The sequence below is a fragment of the Ruania rhizosphaerae genome (assembly GCF_009805705.1).
Taxonomy (GTDB): domain Bacteria; phylum Actinomycetota; class Actinomycetes; order Actinomycetales; family Beutenbergiaceae; genus Ruania; species Ruania rhizosphaerae.
Map to the genome: position 1 here is coordinate 444856 of NZ_VSMB01000001.1, position 19089 is coordinate 463944.

At 68.9% G+C, this 19089-nt stretch carries 19 protein-coding genes; 12 read left to right on the top strand and 7 right to left on the bottom strand.

Annotated elements, in window-relative coordinates:
- Positions 1-20: 20 nt before the first annotated feature.
- Positions 21-779, bottom strand: coding sequence for an N-acetylmannosamine-6-phosphate 2-epimerase (locus FV560_RS01880; protein WP_159618708.1), 759 nt, complete (start codon positions 777-779; stop codon positions 21-23).
- Between the two features lie 81 nt (positions 780-860).
- Here FV560_RS01880 and FV560_RS01885 point away from each other — a divergent pair, with 81 nt between their 5' ends.
- Both FV560_RS01885 and FV560_RS01890 read left to right on the top strand, forming a co-directional pair.
- Positions 861-1823 carry an ROK family protein gene (locus tag FV560_RS01885; RefSeq protein WP_159618710.1) on the top strand — a complete coding sequence of 321 codons (963 nt, stop codon included), beginning with the start codon at positions 861-863 and terminating at the stop codon, positions 1821-1823.
- On the top strand, positions 1820-2521 hold the full coding sequence (locus tag FV560_RS01890; RefSeq protein ID WP_159618712.1) for a GntR family transcriptional regulator: 702 nt from the start codon (positions 1820-1822) through the stop codon (positions 2519-2521). The genes FV560_RS01885 and FV560_RS01890 overlap by 4 nt, the downstream gene beginning before the upstream one ends.
- A gap of 64 nt (positions 2522-2585) precedes the next feature.
- Here FV560_RS01890 and helR read toward each other — a convergent pair whose 3' ends face one another.
- The 3 genes from helR to FV560_RS01905 form a co-directional block, all read right to left on the bottom strand.
- The gene (gene helR, locus FV560_RS01895; protein ID WP_159618714.1) at positions 2586-4751 is read right to left on the bottom strand and encodes an RNA polymerase recycling motor ATPase HelR; all 2166 of its coding nucleotides are present in this window, start codon (positions 4749-4751) and stop codon (positions 2586-2588) included.
- A 152-nt stretch (positions 4752-4903) separates the two neighbouring features.
- Positions 4904-5791 (bottom strand): RNA polymerase sigma-70 factor, encoded by an 888-nt coding sequence (locus FV560_RS01900; protein WP_159618716.1) that lies wholly within the window; start codon positions 5789-5791, stop codon positions 4904-4906.
- Positions 5788-6987: an NAD(P)/FAD-dependent oxidoreductase gene (locus FV560_RS01905; protein WP_159618718.1), complete on the bottom strand. Its 1200-nt coding sequence runs from the start codon at positions 6985-6987 to the stop codon at positions 5788-5790. The genes FV560_RS01900 and FV560_RS01905 overlap by 4 nt, the downstream gene beginning before the upstream one ends.
- Positions 6988-7114: 127 nt before the next feature.
- On the opposite strand from FV560_RS01905, the gene FV560_RS01910 reads away from it, so the two are divergent.
- The 8 genes from FV560_RS01910 (at position 7115) to FV560_RS01945 (ending at position 15740) form a co-directional block, all read left to right on the top strand.
- Entirely contained in the window at positions 7115-8110 is a 996-nt protein-coding gene (locus FV560_RS01910; protein WP_159618720.1) for a zinc-binding dehydrogenase, read from the top strand.
- A gap of 258 nt (positions 8111-8368) precedes the next feature.
- Complete coding sequence (locus FV560_RS01915; RefSeq protein WP_159618722.1) at positions 8369-9391, top strand: LacI family DNA-binding transcriptional regulator; 1023 nt, start codon at positions 8369-8371, stop codon at positions 9389-9391.
- Between the two features lie 43 nt (positions 9392-9434).
- Positions 9435-10652, top strand: coding sequence for a D-mannonate dehydratase ManD (manD, locus tag FV560_RS01920; RefSeq protein WP_159618724.1), 1218 nt, complete (start codon positions 9435-9437; stop codon positions 10650-10652).
- Between the two features lie 40 nt (positions 10653-10692).
- Positions 10693-11460 carry an SDR family oxidoreductase gene (locus FV560_RS01925; protein WP_159618726.1) on the top strand — a complete coding sequence of 256 codons (768 nt, stop codon included), beginning with the start codon at positions 10693-10695 and terminating at the stop codon, positions 11458-11460.
- Between the two features lie 34 nt (positions 11461-11494).
- A complete protein-coding gene (locus tag FV560_RS01930; RefSeq protein ID WP_159618728.1) occupies positions 11495-12787 on the top strand; it encodes an ABC transporter substrate-binding protein in 1293 nt (430 codons plus the stop codon).
- Positions 12788-12863: 76 nt separating this feature from the next.
- Positions 12864-13820 carry a carbohydrate ABC transporter permease gene (locus FV560_RS01935; protein WP_159618730.1) on the top strand — a complete coding sequence of 319 codons (957 nt, stop codon included), beginning with the start codon at positions 12864-12866 and terminating at the stop codon, positions 13818-13820.
- A gap of 29 nt (positions 13821-13849) precedes the next feature.
- The gene (locus tag FV560_RS01940) at positions 13850-14662 is read left to right on the top strand and encodes a carbohydrate ABC transporter permease (protein ID WP_159618732.1); all 813 of its coding nucleotides are present in this window, start codon (positions 13850-13852) and stop codon (positions 14660-14662) included.
- Positions 14663-14705: 43 nt separating this feature from the next.
- Positions 14706-15740 (top strand): aldo/keto reductase, encoded by a 1035-nt coding sequence (locus FV560_RS01945; RefSeq protein ID WP_159618734.1) that lies wholly within the window; start codon positions 14706-14708, stop codon positions 15738-15740.
- 40 nt (positions 15741-15780) lie between these two features.
- On the opposite strand, the gene FV560_RS01950 is transcribed toward FV560_RS01945, so the two are convergent.
- Positions 15781-16623 carry an SDR family oxidoreductase gene (locus FV560_RS01950; protein ID WP_159618736.1) on the bottom strand — a complete coding sequence of 281 codons (843 nt, stop codon included), beginning with the start codon at positions 16621-16623 and terminating at the stop codon, positions 15781-15783.
- Positions 16624-16700: 77 nt separating this feature from the next.
- Here FV560_RS01950 and FV560_RS01955 point away from each other — a divergent pair, with 77 nt between their 5' ends.
- The gene (locus tag FV560_RS01955; protein ID WP_159618738.1) at positions 16701-17087 is read left to right on the top strand and encodes a MerR family transcriptional regulator; all 387 of its coding nucleotides are present in this window, start codon (positions 16701-16703) and stop codon (positions 17085-17087) included.
- 67 nt (positions 17088-17154) lie between these two features.
- On the opposite strand, the gene FV560_RS01960 is transcribed toward FV560_RS01955, so the two are convergent.
- Positions 17155-17577, bottom strand: coding sequence for a DUF6194 family protein (locus FV560_RS01960; protein WP_159618740.1), 423 nt, complete (start codon positions 17575-17577; stop codon positions 17155-17157).
- A 38-nt stretch (positions 17578-17615) separates the two neighbouring features.
- On the opposite strand from FV560_RS01960, the gene FV560_RS01965 reads away from it, so the two are divergent.
- Positions 17616-18272 carry a MerR family transcriptional regulator gene (locus FV560_RS01965; RefSeq protein ID WP_200837488.1) on the top strand — a complete coding sequence of 219 codons (657 nt, stop codon included), beginning with the start codon at positions 17616-17618 and terminating at the stop codon, positions 18270-18272.
- A 56-nt stretch (positions 18273-18328) separates the two neighbouring features.
- Here FV560_RS01965 and FV560_RS01970 read toward each other — a convergent pair whose 3' ends face one another.
- Positions 18329-19060, bottom strand: a complete 732-nt coding sequence (locus FV560_RS01970) for a class I SAM-dependent methyltransferase (RefSeq protein WP_159618743.1) — start codon at positions 19058-19060, stop codon at positions 18329-18331.
- Between the last annotated feature and the right edge of the window lie 29 nt (positions 19061-19089).

Below are 19089 nucleotides of genomic sequence, written 5' to 3' on the forward strand. Positions count from 1 at the left end.
CGGTCACGGCGCTGTAACAATCAGCGCGCTGACGAGTCGGCCGGACCTCGAGCAACCGACGCGGCACCCCCGGTGTGGAGCGCCTCGTGGAACCACCTCGTGATCGACGCCGGATGCGTGATCGCCGTCCCGACGCACACGGCATGCGCCCCGGCATGGAGCGCCTGAGCCGCCTCCGACGGCGTCCGGATCCGCCCCTCGGCGACCACCGGGACATCGACCGCAGCGACCATCTGGCGTACCAGGTCCAGGTCGGGCCCCGTCCCGGCTCGGCACTCGCTGGTGTAGCCGGAGAGTGTGGTGCTCACCACGTCGGCACCTGCCTCGGCCGCGGTCTCGGCATCGGCCAGCGTGCCGCAGTCGGCCATCACCATGGCCGTTGTCCGCTCGTGCAGTTCGGCGATGGTTTGAGCGAGCGTCAGGCCGTCGGGGCGCACGCGCCGGGTGCCGTCGATCGCCACGATGCTCGCACCCGCGTCCACGATCGCCAGCGCATGGTCGAGGGTCGGGGTGATGTAGACACCCTCGGCGCCGACCTTCCACAGGCCCACGATCGGCACCTCGACCTGCGCGGCGACGGACCGGACGTCGTCGGGACTCTCGATCCTGACCGCTACGGCACCGCCGCGCACCACGGACAGGGCGACCTGCGTTGTCGTGCGGGGGTCCCGCATCGGTTCGCCGGGATAGGCCTGGCACGAGACGATCAGGCCCCCACGCATGCCCTCAAGGAGCCGCGCGCTGCCCGCGGATTCTGCGGTCGAGCCAGGCGTGGTCATCGGGAACCTCCAGGGATCGGGAACCGGCACCATTACCCTAGGGTAATCTGATCACCCTAGCGTGAAGGAGGTGGGTGATCGATGACTCCCCCGCTCGTCGTCGCCGTCGACATCGGCGGGACGAAGACGGCGGCTGCCACCGTCACGTGTGACGCTCAGGTGGGCCCGATCCAGCATGTGCCCACCCCAGCAGCGGCGGGACCTGAGGCGGTCATCGCGTCAGTCACGGAGCTGATCCGCACCGTTCTCGACGGGGCCTGCGACCGCGATGGCTCCGCCCCGCCCCTCCAGGGCATCGCAGTCGCAACCGCGGGCATGGTCGACACTCGAACTGGAACGATCGTGGCTGCCAACAGCACCTTTCCTGGCTGGCCAGGCACCGCCGTCGGGAAGCGCCTGGGCGCCATCTTCGAGACCAGGGTGAGGGTGCAACACGACGTGGCCGCCCACGGCGCGGGTGAGGCCTGGGTCGGGGCAGGCCGGGGCGCGACGTGCGCGTTGATGGTGGCGGTGGGTACCGGTGTGGGGTCAGCGATCGTGCTGGAGGGCCGCTCGCGTGGCGGCGCCCATCATGCAGCCGGCGAGATGGGACACATGCCCTCCCGTTTGGCTGCTGGCATGCCCTGTCCGTGTGGTCGCACCGGGCATCTCGAAGCGATCGCCAGCGGCCCGGCCATCGCCTCCCGGTACCGGGCGCTCCACGGCGGGGACGCCCAGACGCCCGCAGTCCTCGCCCAAGCGGATGCCGGGGAGCCCGGCGCCGTCGGCGTCGTCCGCGATGCCGCCACCGCGCTCGGTGAGGCGATCGCCGGCAGTGTGACCGTGCTCGATCCGGAGGTCGTGATCCTCGGAGGAGGCATCGTCAGGGCATCGCAGACCTGGCTGACCACCGTGCGCCAGAGCGTGCACCACGAGTTGGTCGCGCCGTTGCGCGAGATCCCGCTGCGGCTGTCCTCGCTCGGAGGTGCCGCACCGCTGCTCGGCGCGGCGCGAGCGGTCTGGCAGGCCAGCGACGACGACATGCCGGCCGGTGGACGGTGGTGACGAAGTACGCGGCGATCGCGCGCGATCTCTCAGCCCTCGTGGACTCCAAGGAACCCGGCGAGCGCATCCCCAGCGAGCAGGAGCTCGCCTCCCGCTACGAGGTGTCAGCGATGACCGTGCGGCGCGCGTTGCAGATCCTCATCGAGAGCGGGCGCATCGAGGGGATCCCCGGCCGCGGAACGTTCGTGCGCGAGCCGACGGTCACCAAGCCGCTGACGTCGACGTCCTTCAGCGAGACGATGCGCGCCTCGGGCCGGGTGCCGAGCAGCCGGCTGCTCTCAGCCGCGATCGAACCCGCCACCGAGGATGAATGCCGGCAGCTCGGGCTGGAGCCCGGTGATGCGGTCCTGCACATCCGGCGGGTGCGCTACGGCGACGACGTCCCGCTCTGCCTGGAGCATGCGCGGCTCGCCGCCGCGCGCTTCCCCGGGCTGCTCGGGCACGACCTGGAGGCGTCGCTGTACTCCCTCCTGCGAACGAAGTACAAGACCGTGATCAGCAGAGCCCGGTTCGAGGTGGCCGCGACGCACGCGGACCCTGGCAGTGCTGAGAACCTGGGAATCGACACCACCACACCGTGCCTGCGCACCCGCACCTGGGGGCGGGCGAGTGACGGCGTGATCGTCGAGCACACGACGTCCTTGTACCGGGGCGACATGTACCGGCTGACGCTGGAGGACGATCCCGGACAAAACTGACGGGAATACTGCCACGCCGTGCTCTCACGGGCCTGGTTGGCAGTATGTCCGTCGATGTCGTCCCTCAGGTCAGCACCACCAGCTCCCGCGTCGACCGGGTCATCGCGACGTACCGGTCCACCGCGCCGGTGATGCCGTCCCCGAACTCCTCCGGGCGCACCAGCACGACCAGGTCGAACTCCAGCCCCTTGGCGAGCTGCGGCGTCAGCGACTGCACACGGTCGGTGCCGGGGAACTCCGCGTGCCCGATCACGCACGCCGTGCCGGAGTGCTCGGCCAGCCACTCCTCCAGGATCGCCTCCAGCTCGGAGACGGTCCCGCGCCGCACCGGAACGCCGCTGGAGCGGATGGAGGTGGGCACGTTCGCGTCGGGGAGAGCAGCGCGGATCACCGGTTCCGCCTCGGCCATCACCTCCGACGGCGTGCGGTAGTTGGTCGACAAGCTCGCCAGGCGGATGCGGGCGATCCCGACCCGCTCCAACCGCTGCGCCCACGATTCGGAGAATCCGCGCCTCGCCTGCGCCCGATCGCCGACGATCGTCAGGCTCGCCGAGGGGCACCGGGCCAGGATTACCTGCCACTCGGCGTCGGTGAGTTCCTGCGCCTCATCCACCACCACGTGCGCGAACGGCCCGGCCAGCCGGTCCCGCCGCTCCCGCGGGAGCGCCGAGTCGTCCACCAGCGCCTCCTGCAGATCCTCGTGCCGGAGCATCGTCATCACCCCGAGCTCGGAATCGTCATGCTCCATCAGGTGGTCGATCACCTCCCCGATGGCGGCACGTTCCTTGGCGACGGCGTCTTTTCGCTCCCGCTCCCGGCGCACCAGTCCCGCGTCCCCCAGCAGGCGGCGGGCGGCATCAAGCAGCGGGAGGTCGGCGGTGGTCCAGGCGTGGGGATCCTGACGCTGCAGCAGTCGGATCTCCTCGCGGGAGAGCCAGGGGGCACACAGTTTCAGGAACGCCGGGACCGTCCATAGATCCCCGACGACGTCCGTGGCCTCGAGTGTCGGCCATGCCCGGCCCAGGGCACCGGTCAGGGCACTGCTGCGGGTGAGGTTGCGGCGGATCACCTCGGGGGCTGCTGCTTCGTCATCGGTGAGCTTGTCGGCGACGATCTCCACGAGCGCATCCCAGATGTCGGTGAGTGCCTCGTTGTGCGGCACGCTCGGGTCCACGGCGCGGAAGGCCTCGGCCCAGTCGTCCGGTGTGAGCACGAGCTTCGCCCAGGGCAGGGTGACCCACGTGTCCTCGGTGGGCGGCTCCTCGTAGAACCGGATGCCAGTGCGGATGCCGCGCACCATCTGCGCCGACGCCTTCAGCCGGGCCACCTCGGGATCGGTCTCGGCCGGCGCGGACGCGCCCTCCGGTTGCATGTCGGCCAGGGTGCAGGTGGCCACCCCGTCCTCACCCAGGCTGGGCAGCACATCGGAGACGTAGTGCAGATAGGGGCGGTGCGGTCCGACCACGAGCACGCCACCGCGCCCTTCGCCGAGCTGCGGGTCGGAATAGGTGAGATAGGCGGCCCGGTGCAGGGCGACGACCGTCTTGCCGGTCCCCGGTCCGCCGTCGACGATCAGCGCACCCGAACCCGGGGAGCGGATGATGGCGTCCTGATCGGCTGCGATGGTGCCGAGGACGTCACGCATGCGGTCCGAGCGGGAGGCGCCGAGGCTGGCGATGAACGCGGACTGGTCGTCCATGGCGGCGCTCTGCTCCACGCCGGTCTCGAAGACCTCGTCCCAGTAGTCGACGATCCGGCCCCCGCTCCACCGGTACCGGCGGCGGCTGGTCAGGCCCATCGGGTCGCCGTGTGTGGCACCGAAGAACGGTTCGGCGGCCGGGGAACGCCAGTCCACCAGCAACCGGCGGCCGGTGTGGTCGGTCAGGCCGAGCCGGCCCACGTAGGTGGTCTCGCCATCGGCTGCCACCATCCGGCCCAGCACCAGGTCGAGACCGAAGCGGCGCAGCGTCCGGATCCGGGTGGTGAGCCGGCGGATCTCCACGTCTCGTTCCACGGCTTCCTGCCCGGATCGGCCGGGGTTCTTCTTGGTGGCGGCGAGCCGGTCGGTGAGATCGACGAGCTGGCTCTCGACGGCGTCAGCCACCTCGGCGAGGCGGGTCTCGTCCTCGCGGATCAGGGCAGGGTCGGTCTTGGTGGCCAGGTGGTCCGGGAGGGCGAACGGGGTCGAGGCGATGTGAGCGTGGCGATCGGTGGCGGATGACTGCGGCATCGTGCGGCTCCGGGATAGGCGGGGGCCAGGGTGGAGCGACGATTGTGCGCCACTACGGGGGCCTTGCCGCAAGGCCCCCCATGGGATATACCTTGGAAAGGGCAAGGGGAGAGGGCCAGGGAGTGCAGGCAGCATTCCTCCTCGCCACGCATTCACCGCACGGCCAGCGCCACCTCCGCCTCCACACCGGAGAGTTTGGCGGGATTGCGCACGTAGTACATCCCGGCGATCCGGGCATTCTCGACCGTGAAGGCGATGACCCCGTCGAATGCGCCATCCACGTCGATCGCGAGCGCCGGGCCACCGTTGACAAACACGGGACGCACCGCGACTCCGGCCATCGATGTGGCGATCCCTCCGATCAGCAAGCGCGCCACCTTCTCGGCGCCGATGATCGGGCGCAGTGCGGCCTTCTTCACGCCACCGCCGTCGGCCATGTACACCACGTCCGGGGCGAGCACGTCGAGCAGCCGCTGCGGATCACCGGCCATGACCGCGGCCTGGAAGGACTCCAGCGCCGCCCTGGCCTCGCGGGCTGACACTGTGGCGCGCGGGCGACGGGCTTCGACGTGCTGGCGTGCCCGGTGGGCGATCTGGCGAACGGCTGCGGGTGTCTTCTCGACGGCGGAAGCGATCTCGTCGTATCCGATGTCGAAGACCTCCCGGAGCACGAAGACGGCGCGCTCGGTTGGGGAGAGGGTCTCCAGTACCAGCATCAGGGCCATCGACACGCTCTCCGCGAGCTCGGCGTTCTCGGCGACGTCCGGGGTGGTGAGCAGGGGCTCGGGCAGCCACGCACCGACGTAGGACTCCTTGCGCCGGGCGAGCGTGCGCAGCCGGTTCAGCGATTGGCGGGTGACGATCCGCACCAGGTAGGCGCGCTGGTCCCGTACCTGCGCCAGGTCCACCCGCGCCCATCGCAACCATGCCTCCTGGAGCACGTCCTCGGCGTCGGCCGCCGAACCGAGCATCTCGTAGGCGACGGTGAACAGCAGGTTGCGGTGGGCGACGAAAGCAGCCGTGGCCAGATCGGTGCTCATCGGTCGATCGTCCTCCGTGGACCGCTCGGTGCGCCAGGGGCGGCTGCGAGCTGGGCGGCCCGGCTCCCGTCACCGACCCACCGGCGCGAGCCCGGGGTGGCCGCTTCCTTGCGGAGCTGGTCGATGGTGGCGCGGCACACGTACTCCTTGAGCCTGGCACCGGCGCGCCCTCCGATGTGCAGTGCGATGGCCCCGTCTCCGGCGCGCGCGAGCTGGACGATCCCGGCACTACGGCCGAGACTGAGGCACAGGCCGACGAACCGCAAGGAGAACTCCCCGGGCTCGGCGCCGGCGAGACGGCGCAGCACGGTGTCGGCAGCGTGCGCGCCGAGCGGCAACGCAGCCTGGCAGCTCATCCGATAGGGCACGCCGGAGGGGGCGGCCGCATCACCGGCGGCGATGATGCGCGGGTCGTCGATGCTGGTGAGGGTCTCATCGGTGAGCAACCGGCCGAGGTCGTCGGTACTCAGGTTGCTGCGGCGGGCGAGGGCGGGCACCGCGAATCCAGCGGTCCAGATGGTCACTGCGCTGGGACGTTTCCGTCCGTCGGAGAGCACGACGGCGTCCCTCGCCACGGTCTGAACGGTGGCGTGGGTGCCACTGATCACGGTGACGCCCAGCCGTGCCAGCTGGCGGTCTACGCGGGCGCGACCCTTCCGGTGCAGCGAGGGGCCGAGCTCACGACCGCAGACCAGGGTGACTGCCCGGCCCGCCTCAGCGAGTTCGGTGGCGGTCTCGATGCCGGTGGGCCCGCCGCCCACGACGACGACGGGTGCCGTTGACCCGGAGGCCTCCAGTGCGGCACGCAGCCGTTGTGCCTCGTCCAGGCTGGCGATCGGACGGGCGAACTCGGCGGCGCCGGGCACCTCGGGTGTGGCGCTGGTGCTGCCGACGGCGTAGATCAGGTAGTCATACGGCACGGTTTCACCGGAGGCGAGGGTGAGGGTTCGATCAGGTGCGTTGATGGTGGTGGCGGAATCGGTGCGGAGGCGCACGGCGGGGGCGAGGACGTCCCGGAGGTCGACCTCGGCGTCGCCGGTCCCTGCGGCGAGCTGGTGGAGCCGGATGCGTTCGATGAACGCCGGGCGTGGGTTGATCAGGGTGACGGCGACGTCCTCGCGCTGGGTGAGCCGGTTCGCGGCGTGCACGCCGGCGTAGCCGGCGCCGATGACGACGACTCGGGTGGTGGATGTCATCAGGTGCTCCTTCGTCTCGTGGGTTCATACACGAGACACCGCTCCGGCGGCGGGTGTGACAGGTGGAGGTCGTCAGCATCCAGATGCGTGCGCCATCGGCGAGGCGCCCGGCCACTACGATCGGCTCATGCGAGCGGTACGGATCCACGGCACACAGGACATGCGGCTCGAGGACGTGGCGGCGCCTGAGCCCGGTGCGGGCCAGGTTGCCATCCGGCCGGCCTACGTCGGGATCTGCGGCTCGGACCTGCACTACTTCTCCGACGGCGCGGCGGGGATCTTCCGCATCGTCGATCCACTGATCCCCGGGCACGAGATGTCCGGAACCATCGAGTCCGACCCGGCTGGGCGACTCGACCCCGGCACCCCGGTGACGGTCCATCCCTCCACGTGGGGGCCGCCGTCGGAGGGGCCGCGGCACACCTGGCCGGGAGGGACGTTCCTGGGCAGCGCCTCCACCTCCCCTCATACGCAGGGGGCGATGGCGGAACGGTTGATCGTGGCGGCGGACCAGGTGCGGCCACTGCCCGCGGGACTGTCGTTGCGTACCGCGGCACTGGTCGAGCCGCTGGCGGTCGCGCTGCACGCGCTCTCGGTTGTGCCGGCGGGAGGCCGGGTGCTGGTGTCGGGGTCCGGGCCGATCGGGCTGCTCACCGCGGCGGCAGCCCGTGCTCAGGGGGCCGAGGTGTGGTGCGCCGATGTGCGTTCGGGGCCGCTCGAGCGGGCCCGCGCGCTGGGAGCCCACGAGGTGGTCGATGTGTCCCGGACGGCGTTGCCCGAGTCCACCTTCGACGTGGTCTTGGAGTGCGCTGGGCTCCCGCAGACCCTGCACGCACTGCTGCTGGCATGCAGGCGCGGTGGCACGCTCGTGCAGGTGGGCAACGTGCCGAACGAGGACCGAGCTGTGAATCTCGCGCCCATCGTGTCCAAGGAGATCGCCCTGCGCGGGGTGTTCCGCTATGACACCGAGATCGATCAGGCCATCGCGATGCTCACCGAGAACCCGCAGATCGCGGCCGTGATCACGCACGAGTTCCCGCTCGCCGACGTGCACGAGGCATTCGCCATGGCCGCGGACTCGCAGCAGTCGGGGAAAGTGATCGTGCGGGTGGACGGCGCCTGAGGAGGCTCCGGCTCGCTGGGAGCTACTAGCCCCACCACCTCCGCGCCCACCTGACCCGCGACGCGCGGGCACCCTGCCGCACAGTCACGCCAAACAGCCACGCTGACTCCCCCCATGCCAGCACGTCCGCATGCCCGACAGTGGGGTGAACTCGTCCTGCCGTGAGGCGCGGCCGGAGCCCCTCCTCGACGCAAGGACTTGACAAGCTTGTGCAACCTTGCGCAAGATTGCTGCAGTCATCGTCGACCAGGAGGACCCGTGGCCCCCACGCTCACCGAAGTCGCCAACCGCGCAGGAGTGTCCCTCTCGACTGCCTCGCGTGCGTTCAGCGAGCCGGACCGCATCTCACGAGATGCCTTCGACCGCATCATCAACGCCGCGACCGAGATCGGGTACGTGGCATCCTCACCGCGCCGGCAGCGGGCCACGAGTCGTCCGGTCCAGTCCACGACGATCGCGATGGTCGTACCCGATCTGGCGAACCCGGTCAGCGCGCAGTTCGTCAAGGCAGCCCAGGCACACGCCTGGCACCATCGCCAGACATTGGTCCTGGCAGATGCCGACGGCAGCCCCGACCGTGAGCGCGAGATGCTGGGCGACCTGCAAGGTCGGGTCGACGGTTTCATCGCATACGCACCGCGGCTACCCGCCCGCGACATCGAGGAGCTCTGCGGCTCAGCACCCCTGGTCCTGTTCAACCGGGACTCCGACACCGCTCCGAGCGTCATCGCCGATACCGAACACGGGCTCCGCCAAGCGATCGAGTACCTGAAGGTCCTCGGTCACGACCACATCGCCTACGTCCAAGGAAGCAAGCACTCCTGGTCCAACGAGCGACGAGTGGCCGCTATGCAGGAGCTCTGCGACGAACTCGACATCACACTCGAGATGCTGGGCTGGCAATCCGAATCGATCGCAGGCGGCCACGCGGCCGCCGCCGGCGTCGTGGCCAGCGGAGCGACCGCCGTCATCGGTCACAACGACCTCGTGGCCGTCGGCCTCGTCCAAGGGGCCACCCAACTCGGGCTGTCGGTACCGGAGGACCTCAGTGTCATCGGTATCGATGACACCTCGATCGCGCAGGTCGCCACACCGAACCTGACCAGCATCCAGGTGCCCGTCTCCCGCGCAGGTGTGCTGTGCATCGACATCCTGCACCGAGCGATCACCGGGCAGGCAACCGAGGACGACACCGCTCAAACCGTGCACCTACCCACACAACTCGTCGTCCGCGCCTCGACCGCGCCAGTGGTCGGATGGACGGCCGGGGGACGACGATGACCGCGCACGACCGGCTCCCCACCCGGCCTGCGCAGGTGCACTCATGAGTGACCGGATCGTCAGCACCGACGTCATCATCACCAGTCCGGGACGCAACTACGTCACCCTGAAACTGACCACTGCCGACGGCATCGTGGGCTACGGCGACGCCACCGTCAACGGCCGCGAGCTGGCTGTAGCCTCCTACCTGCGCGACCATGTGGCACCCCTGCTCATCGGCCGGGACCCCTCCCGGATCGAGGACACCTGGCAGTACCTCTACCGAGGCGCCTACTGGCGGCGCGGGCCCATCACCATGGCGGCGATCGGCGCCGTCGACGTCGCCCTGTGGGACATCCACGGCAAGACGCTGGGCGCCCCCCTGTACAAGCTCCTCGGCGGGGCCGTGCGCGACCGCCTGCTGGCCTACACGCACGCCTTCGCCTGGGAGACGCCCGCGTTGTGTGAGGCCGTGGAAGCTCGCAGGGAGCAGGGTTTCCGCGCCGTACGGGCGCAGTTCGGCGTCCCGGGGTTGACCACCGTCTACGGCGTCCACAAGGACGCGGAACAGTACGAACCGGCGACGCGTGGCGTGGCCCCTGCCGAGGAAGAGTGGGACCCTGCGGCCTACCTGCGGCATGCACCGACAGCGCTGGCCGCCGTCCGCGACCACGTGGGCCCCGAGCTTGAGCTGCTCCACGACGCCCACCACCGGCTCACGCCGCAGCAGGCAGCCCGGCTCGGTCAGGCGCTCGAACCGGTGGACCTGTACTGGCTGGAGGACGTCACACCCGCAGAGAACCAGGACGCCCTGCGGCTCGTCCGGGAGCACACGACGACGCCACTGGCGATCGGAGAGGTGTTCAACTCGGTCTACGACCTGCACCACCTCGTGACCGGACAGTTGATCGACTTCGTCCGGGCCGCCGTCGTGCACGCAGGAGGCGTGAGCCACCTGCGCAAGATCCTGCACCTGGCGGAGGTCTACCAGGTCCGCGGAGCCCCGCACGGACCCTCCGACGTCTCGCCAGTCTCCTTCGGCGCAAGCGTGCACCTCGGCATGGCCGCGCACAACATCGCCATCCAGGAGTACATGGGCTACGACGAGCGCGTCCATGAGGTGTTCCCGCACGCCTGGTCGTATCGGGACGGGCACCTGTATCCCGGCGACGCACCCGGCGTCGGGGTCGATCTCGACGAGCGTCTGGCGAGCAAGTACCCCTACGACCCCGCCTACCTCCCGGTCGCCCGCCGACTCGACGGCACGCTCACCGACTGGTGACCGGCCCCTCATTCATCGCGGAACGAAAGGCACACACACTGTGACGCATCAGCACGACTTCACCGGCAAGACAGTCCTGATCACCGGTTCCTCCCGAGGGCTCGGTTGGGCTTATGCCTCTGCCTTCCTCGACCTCGGCGCCCGGGTGATCCTGCACGGTTCGGCACCGGAGTCGTTGGAGCTGGTGCGCACATCCCTCACCTCTCGTGACCCGTCGCAGTGGACGACGACCAGCTTCAACGTCGCTGACGCCGCCGCGGTCGAGCACGGGATCGAGGAGCTGGAGGCAGCCGGATTCACTCCCGACATCCTGGTGAACAACGCCGGGGTGCAGCGACGCGGCAACATCCTCGACCTGCCCACAGCCGACTGGGATGACGTGATCGGGGTCAACCTCTCGGGTGCGTACTACGTCGCCGCAGCAGCGGGCCGAAGGATGCGCACGAACGGTGGCGGGAAGATCATCAACATCGGCTCGGTCACCACCAAACGAGCACGGAACAACGTCGTCCCCTACACCGCAGCCAAGACCGGCCTGCACGGACTTACCCAGGGGATGGCCGTGGACCTGGCGCAATGGAACATCCAGGTCAACACCCTCTCGCCCGGCTATTTCGCCACCGAGATGAACGCTGCGCTGATCGTCGACAACGACTTCAACGCCTGGTTGCGCAGCCGCACCCCGGCCGACCGCTGGGGTGAGCCGGAGGAACTCATCGGGGCCCTCCTCTTCCTCGCCTCGGACTCCTCCACCTTCGTCACCGGTCAGAACGTGTTCGTCGACGGCGGTATGACCAGTGCTCTGTGACCCCACCTGAACCGCCCCAACGGAAGGAACGATGATGTTCACCCCATCCCCACGGCGCACACGCGCCACTGCCGGTGCGCTCGCCGCAGCGCTCGGCCTGACCCTGGCTGCATGTTCGGACGGATCTAGCGGCGCCGATCCTGCCCCGGCGGACGAGGAGGTGGAGCTCGTGCTGTGGTTGCAGCGGGACGAGTTCCTGCCTTCGGACTCCTTCGAGGCATTCGAGGCCGAGCACGAGAACATCACTGTGCGAACGGTGACGATCCCGGCCGAGGAGCAGGTCTCCTCGTTCCTGCTCTCCTCGGCCGCGGGCGATGCCCCGGACGTGTTGATGCCGACCACTGACCTGTGGCCGCCGCTCGCCCAGGAGGGCGCCCTGTACGACATGACCGACCTGCTCCAGACCTGGGAGGAGGAGGATCCCGAGGGGTTTGCGAACGCAGCCACCGGGATCGCGTTCGGAACTGCCGCTGACGGCGTCACGTACGGCGTCGGCATGACCGGTGCACCGACCTGGATGGTCTACCGCACGGACTGGTTCGCCGACGCCGGGATCGACGAGCCGCAGACCTACGATGAACTGCTCGAGGCTGCCCGCACGATCCAGGACGAGCACCCGGACATGACACCGTTCGGCATCGTCGGCGGTCGTGCCGCATCACCGGCGGCCAAGTTCCTCACGCTCTTCTACATGATGGGCGGGACCCAGGTGGACGGGGTGCCGCAGTTCGACTCCGAGGCGGGCATCTACCTGCTCGAGTACTACCAGACCCTCATGCGCGAAGGCCTCGCCAGCAATGACACGCTGGCGTGGACCTCGGACCAGACCCGCGGCTCCTTCATCGAGGGGATCGAGGGGATGACGATGATCTCGCAGAACATCTACCCCTCGATCGAGGACAGTCTGGCCTTCGGTGAGGAGTGGGGCGTCCTGCCGCACCTGACACGCGACGGCGCCGATCGGCTCATGACGTTCCGTGCGGTGACGGCCCTCATCGCAGGCAACACCGAGCACCCCTACGAGGCATCGTTGCTCGTGCGCTACCTGGCCGGCGAGGAGTACGGCCTGGACATCTCGATGCGCTACCAGCCATCCCTCAACGCCGCTGTTCAGGAGAACGAGGAGTACCTCGCGCAGTCCCCGTGGGTGCCCGAGCTCACCGAGTACCTGGCGTCGGCGCAGCCGCTGCCCGCCCACGCCAACGCGGCCGAGATCTACGAAGTGATCCACGACATGAAGCAGGAGGCGATCGGTAACCCCGACGCCGACGCTGCGGCGATTGCCCGTGACGCACAGGAGCAGATGGACGCGATCGCCTCCGAGTGATCGCTGCCCTCGTCTCCGGTTGGGTGCAGCGCTCCGACGCGCGGCACCCAACCGGGGCATCTACGAAGGAGAGCCAATGACGGCACATCTTGCCTCCCCGGGCGCGAGCTCGACGGGCGGCACCACGCTCCCACCGGTCCCAGTCCGCCGACGCCGCCGTCTCGGACCGGTGCTCGGCCCGATCATCGCCGTGCTGCCTGCGGTCGTGATCGTCGGCGTGTTCCTCGCCTATCCGATCGGCTACGGCCTGTGGATCTCGTTGCACGAGGTCAGCATGTTCCGCCTCGCGACCGAGAACTTCGTCGGCCTGGCCAACTATCAGGCGCTCTTCGCCGATCCCACCTTCCGGCACTCGCTCGGCCGGACCATGATCTTCGTCTTCGGCGTGATCGTGCTCGGCATGATCCAGTCGCTGGCGTTCGGCCTGGTCTTGTACCACCTGCCGCAATGGTCGCGTGCGATCCGGGCACTCAACCTGATCCCGTTCTTCATCTCCTCCGTGGCCGTGGCGATGATCTGGCGGTTCTTCGTCCAGTCCGAGGGCGGCTTTACCCAGTTCCTCTCGCAGAGCGTCGGGCAAGAGCCCATCTCCTGGTTGGCGAGCCCCACGCTCGCACTGCTGGTGGTCACCGTCGCGACGGTCTGGGCGATGGCGCCGTTCTCCGTGCTGCTCATCCTCTCCGGCCTGCAGACGGTGAACTCCGAGATGTACGAGGCCGCGGAGGTCGATGGCGCCAACGCCGTACAGCGGTTCGTGCACATCACGTTGCCCTCGATCCGCCCGCAGATCGCCACCTCCCTGATCTGGTTGACGTTCCAGGCGTTCAACTCGTTCGGTCTCATCCTCGCGCTCACCGGCGGTGGGCCGGGTCGTGCCACCGAGATCCTCGCGGTCTACATGTACGGGCTCGGGCTCGACCAGCTCGACCTCGCCGGATCCTCGGCCGTGATGATCATCATCCTCGCGTTCAACGCGCTCTTCTCGCTGTTGTACCTGAAGCTGCTCCCGACCGACGAGCCCGCGCAGTCCTGAGCCGCATCCACGACGAATCGAGTAGATCAATGTTCAAGAAGTACAGCCTCTGGCTGGCTGGACTCGCCCTCGTGCTGTGGACCGTACTCCCGCTCCTGTGGGCCGTGCTGGCCACCTCCAAGACCACCTCGGAGATCTTCGCCGGCGAGTTCTGGCCACGGCAACTGAGCCTGCGCGCCTGGGGTGACCTGTTCGCCCTCGACGGGTTCTGGCGGTTCGCGTTCAACAGCCTCTACGTGACGACGGTCTCGACGATCATCGCCGTGGCGATCAGCATCATCGCCGCCTATGCGTTCGCCCGGTATGCGTTCGCGTGGCGGCACGTGCTGCTGATGTTCGTGCTCCTGCCACGACTCGTACCGCGAGTGGCGCTGATCGTGCCGCTGTACCTGATGTTCGCGAAGGTCGGACTGATCGATACGTACACGGTCATCATCATCATGTACACCGCATCCGCGATCCCGCTGGCCACCTGGACTCTGATCGGCTTCATCGGGGCCATCCCCAAGGAGATCGAGGAGGCGGCTTCGATCGACGGGTCGTCGCTGCTGCGCCGTGTCTGGACGATCGTGCTGCCACTGTCCATCCCCGGATTGCTGACCGTGACCGTGGTCTCCTTCGTGGAATCCTGGAACGAGTTCCCGTTCGCCCTGGCGTTCCTGCAGGACACGTCCATGCGGACACTGCCCTACCAGTTGTTCTCGCTCGAATCGAGCCTCGGCCTCATCGACTGGCCGCTCATCTCCGCGTTCGCGCTCTTCACGATCATCCCGATCGTGCTCCTGTACCTGCGCTTCGAGCGCTCGATCGTCGCCGGTTTGACGTCCGGCGCCGTCAAGTGAGCACCCGGGTCGTGCCCCTTCAGACCACCAGCAAGGAGAATCGATGAAGTACCGCGAGTTCGGCCGGACCGGCCTGAGGGTCTCCACCCTGAGCTACGGCGCGATGCGCGCCACCGGGGACGCGGCTCATATGGCGCGCCGTCAGGTGCCCTCCCACGATCAGATCGAGCGGGAGAATCGCGCCGGCGCCGCGGCGTTGGAGGCCGCATTGGATGCCGGCGTGAACTGCATCCACTCCAGCGGCGACTACGGGACGTGGTGGCTCCTCGGCGAGGTGCTGCGCCGCCGTCGGGAACGTGAGGAGGTGCACCACGTGATCAAGGTGACGACCCCGGACTACACCGAGGAGCGCCTTGATTCGGCGCGCGTGGTCCGGGAGGTCGAGGACGCGTTGCGGCACCTCGGTGCCGAGCGGATCTCGTTCGTGCAGCATCTGCAACGCGGACCATACGTCTCCAAGGAAGACGCCTACGCCACTGCGGGGGACTCGCGGCGGATCGCCGCACTGCCCGTCATCGCCGAGGAGTTCGGAGCGGTCATCGACGACCTGCAGCAGCAGGGCAAGGTCGGCTGTGCGATCACATTCCCGCACACGATGGGCTACGCCCGTGCCGCACTGGAGACCGGCGTCTACGGCGGTACCGCGCACTTCCTCAACGCCCTTGAGCCGGAGGCGCTGGATCTGGTGGCCGAGCAGCGCGGCCGGACCGGGTTCTTCGGTATCCGGCCGCTCCTGCAGGGGCTACTCACCGACGCCCGCATCGACCGGGAGTCCCTCGCCAAGGACGATCTCAAGCGCGGGCCTGCGTGGGACACCCGATACGAGGCGCTCGCACGACTGAGGGCCGCGGTTGCGGCACCCGACTCGTGGACGAGCTGGGCCATCCGGTTCGCTCTGACGCCCCCGCAGGTGAGTTCGCTCATCGTCAGTGCGCGAACGCCGGAGCAGGTGGAGAGCCTGGTGGCAGCAGCCGAGCAGGAGGCGCTCAGCCCGCATGAGCACGCAGCGGCAGTGGGAGCGGTGCTCGACGGGCCGGCGATGCCGAAGTCGGATCTGTTCGTCGAGAACCTGGTGTGACTCGCTCCCTGGGATTCACGAGACGGGCCGGGACAGCCGGTCACCGGAAGTCGTGGAGGTGGTCGCGCGCCCACTGCCGGAACGTTCGCGCGGGATTGCCGGTGATCGACTCGGGGCCACCGACCACCTGCTCCGGTGCGTCCACCATCGCGGCCCACGCAGCAAGGGCCATCTCCACGAAGTCAGGGTCGCCCCAGCTCGCGACCAGTCGCTCACGCGCTTCCTCGACGGGCTGCTCCTCCCATTGCACCTCCCGGCCGAGTTCCTCACCGATGATGCGGACCTGCTCGATCTGCGTGAGGACCTCCGGGCCGGTGAGCGGGTAGCTCCGGCCGGTGTGCCCGCCGGCCATGAGCGCCTCGACCGCGACGTCGGCGATGTCCTGCTCGTGGATCAGTGAGCGGCCCGCATCGCCATAGGGCCACCGCACCACGCCGGTGCGAATCTGGTCCGCCCAGCCCAGCACGTTGGTGGCGAATCCACCGGCACGGATGAAGGTCCAATGCACACCGGAGGCCCTGATCAGATCCTCGATGTCGCCCCAGAATCCGTCGGGACGGTGGTTCTCCGGTCCGTCCAAGGCCGAGAGGTACACGATGTGCGAGGTGTCGCGGGTCAGGGCCACGAGCGCATCGGTGGCGGCACTCGTATCGGGAGTCGGCCACAGCAGGAAGATCGAGGCTGCACCTGAGGCCGCGCGTTCCAGGCTCTCGGGCTGGGTCAGGTCTCCGTGGACGACCTCCACGCCGGCCGGCAGGTGGGCCGCGTCCGGGCGGCGAACAGCGGCACGGACGCGCGCACCGGTTTCGAGTAGTCCGGCAACGACGTGGCGTCCCACATGTCCGGTCGCGCCGAGGACGAGAATCGTGTCTGTGTGTTCCATGCGGGCCACGCTGGTGGTTCAACCATGCGTGAAGTCAAGGGCTTGGCGCTTCGGTGGAGACGGGGGACGATGAGGCGATGAGCACCACAGCCGAGAAGGAAGCCCTGACCGTCGGTGAGGTCGCACGCGCGGCGGGAGTGGCGCCGTCGGCTGTGCGGTTCTACGAGAAGCACGCGGTGGTCATGGCGCGCCGCGACAGCGGGAATCGTCGCCGATTCGAGGAGTCGGCGGGCTGCCGGATCAAGGTCGCGAAGCTCGCCCAGCGGGTGGGGCTCACGCTCCGGGAGATAGCCGACCTCTTCGCGGAACTGCCGCACGAACCGGGGCCGCCGGACTGGGAACGTGTGGCGTCCCAGTTGATCGCCGAGTCCGAGCGACGGACCAAGGAGCTCCATGACTGCCTGGCCGAGTTGCAGTCCGGCGAGAAGCTGTGCGGGGCAGTGGATCGGATGGCTCACCCGTGACGAAGCGGTGACTGGGACGATCCTCACCTCCATGGTTCCTCCCCGGTCGCGCAGGGGCCGCGTTGCCTCACTCCCGACGGCGTTCCCACCGGCGCCGCGCCGCCGCGTGTGCCTCACGCACCAGGGCCTCCAACTGCCCTGCGGAGGCGGGCCCCGGCTGCACCACGCACACCCATCCGAGGGCGGCGTAGGCCGGGTGTGGCATGACCTGGTCGCGTAACGTCGGGTCCTGCGGTGGGGCCTGCCCGCGGCGTCCGGCATCCACGTTCACGCGGAACACTCCAGCGCCCAACCCCGACGGCGGCTCGTCCGGGTAGTCCTTGACGATCACCGTGGCGAAGGGCTGGCCGGGCGGGAGGACGCCGTCGGGGGCGTAGTAGAAGAACAGGTCACCCCAGGCGAGCTCGGGGGTACCGTCACCCGGCGTGGGGCGAAGGGTGAGGACTCCTGGCAGAGAGTCGACGAGCGTGGCGATTTCGGTGATAGACATGCTTCAAGTCGATCATTGAAGTGCTTATGGAGGGTTGGGTGCGGACAGGTGAGCTTGCACGCCGGGCGGGGTGCTCGGTGCAGCAGGTTCGTGTACTCGCCACGGCCGGGGTGCTGCCGCCGGTTCCTCGGACCGGTTCGGGGTACCGGGTGTTCGGCCAGTCGCATCTGCGCCACCTGCGTGCGTACCAAGCTCTCGCGCTGGCGATCGGGCCCGTTGCTGCACGAGGGGTGATGTGTGCCGACGGGATGGATGCGATGGTCGCCTTGCTCGATGCCGCTCACGCCGGGCTGGATCGCGAGCGCCGTGAGGTGCGTCTGGCGCGTGAGGCAGCGGTGGCGATCCGGGGTGAACCGGTCAGCGGCAGCGAGGCGATGTCGATCGGAGAATTGGCGCTCGCTCTGGGTGTCCGGCCCTCGACCCTGAGGCACTGGGAGTCGGAGGAACTGGTGCGGCCGGATCGTGACCGGCGCGGCTACCGCCGGTATTCGCCGGCAGCCGTACGGGACGCCAGGCTGGTGCACCAGCTGCGCCAGGCGGGCTATCGGATCGAGGCGATGCGGGAACTGCTGCCGCGGTTGCTGCGCTCGGATGCGACAGCTGTACTGAATGCGCGTGAACGGGACATCGCACAGCGTTCGCGGGACCTGTTCGCGGCGACGGGATTGCTGGTCGAGGCGATCGGGGCTGGCTGAGCGCCGGATGGAGCGTTCTCTCCGGGCCGGCGATGTGTGTCTGTTCCGAGCGGTGGTCAGGTGCGGCGAAGGATGTGAAGGATGGTCACGTAGTGCTCGATCACGGGTGCTGCGCGCAAGGCAGCGGCTTCCAGGGCATCGAGCTCGGCAGGGGCCCAGTCGGGGAACGTCTCGAACAGCCGTCGGAGCTGGTGTGGGTCGAGCTGGACGCTCCAGGTCCACTCGCGCGAGGCCTGGTGTGTGAACCAGCTGCCGGCTTCCAGCTCGTCGATGGTGGGTCGGGGGGTGAGCGGGTCGTAGACCGGCACCTGGGCCGGCCGCGCGGCGACGATCTGGGAGACGGCGTCACGAAAGGGTGTCTGGATCCGGGGATCGCCGTAGACGGTGCGCCAGACCGCGAGCACACCGCCCGGCCGGACGACGGCGTGGAGAAGTGGGAGTGCATGAGGCAGATCCACCCAGTGCATCGAGGTCGCCGCGACGGCTGCGTCGACGCTGGCTGGGTCCAGCGCAGCGTCTTCGAACCGCTGGTTCAGGACAGTAGCCTCGGGACAGGTGGCGCGCAGGCGGGCGGCGAGGTCCGGTCCTGGCTCGACAGCCAGCACCTCACAGCCACGGTCGATGAGTTCCCGAGTCGCCTGGCCGCTGCCGGCGCCGATCTCGACGATGCGCCTACCCGGAGCCGCGATGCCGGCCTGCTCGAGCGCCGCATACAGCTCGGGCGGATACGGCGGCCGGGCGCTGGAGTAGGTCTGGGCGACTCGGTCGAAGTGCTGATCGCGCTGCATGCTGGTGAGCGTACGTCGTGGCATGGGAC

What these genes read in the sequence shown, in the direction of transcription:
- FV560_RS01880 (WP_159618708.1), bottom strand. Translation starts at nt 779, where the DNA reads ATGACCACGCCTGGCTCGACCGCAGAATCCGCGGGCAGCGCGCGGCTC.
- FV560_RS01885 (WP_159618710.1), top strand. Translation starts at nt 861, where the DNA reads ATGACTCCCCCGCTCGTCGTCGCCGTCGACATCGGCGGGACGAAGACG.
- helR (WP_159618714.1), bottom strand. Translation starts at nt 4,751, where the DNA reads ATGCCGCAGTCATCCGCCACCGATCGCCACGCTCACATCGCCTCGACC.
- FV560_RS01900 (WP_159618716.1), bottom strand. Translation starts at nt 5,791, where the DNA reads ATGAGCACCGATCTGGCCACGGCTGCTTTCGTCGCCCACCGCAACCTG.
- FV560_RS01905 (WP_159618718.1), bottom strand. Translation starts at nt 6,987, where the DNA reads ATGACATCCACCACCCGAGTCGTCGTCATCGGCGCCGGCTACGCCGGC.
- FV560_RS01910 (WP_159618720.1), top strand. Translation starts at nt 7,115, where the DNA reads ATGCGAGCGGTACGGATCCACGGCACACAGGACATGCGGCTCGAGGAC.
- manD (WP_159618724.1), top strand. Translation starts at nt 9,435, where the DNA reads ATGAGTGACCGGATCGTCAGCACCGACGTCATCATCACCAGTCCGGGA.
- FV560_RS01930 (WP_159618728.1), top strand. Translation starts at nt 11,495, where the DNA reads ATGTTCACCCCATCCCCACGGCGCACACGCGCCACTGCCGGTGCGCTC.
- FV560_RS01935 (WP_159618730.1), top strand. Translation starts at nt 12,864, where the DNA reads ATGACGGCACATCTTGCCTCCCCGGGCGCGAGCTCGACGGGCGGCACC.
- FV560_RS01940 (WP_159618732.1), top strand. Translation starts at nt 13,850, where the DNA reads ATGTTCAAGAAGTACAGCCTCTGGCTGGCTGGACTCGCCCTCGTGCTG.
- FV560_RS01945 (WP_159618734.1), top strand. Translation starts at nt 14,706, where the DNA reads ATGAAGTACCGCGAGTTCGGCCGGACCGGCCTGAGGGTCTCCACCCTG.
- FV560_RS01950 (WP_159618736.1), bottom strand. Translation starts at nt 16,623, where the DNA reads ATGGAACACACAGACACGATTCTCGTCCTCGGCGCGACCGGACATGTG.
- FV560_RS01955 (WP_159618738.1), top strand. Translation starts at nt 16,701, where the DNA reads ATGAGCACCACAGCCGAGAAGGAAGCCCTGACCGTCGGTGAGGTCGCA.
- FV560_RS01960 (WP_159618740.1), bottom strand. Translation starts at nt 17,577, where the DNA reads ATGTCTATCACCGAAATCGCCACGCTCGTCGACTCTCTGCCAGGAGTC.
- FV560_RS01970 (WP_159618743.1), bottom strand. Translation starts at nt 19,060, where the DNA reads ATGCAGCGCGATCAGCACTTCGACCGAGTCGCCCAGACCTACTCCAGC.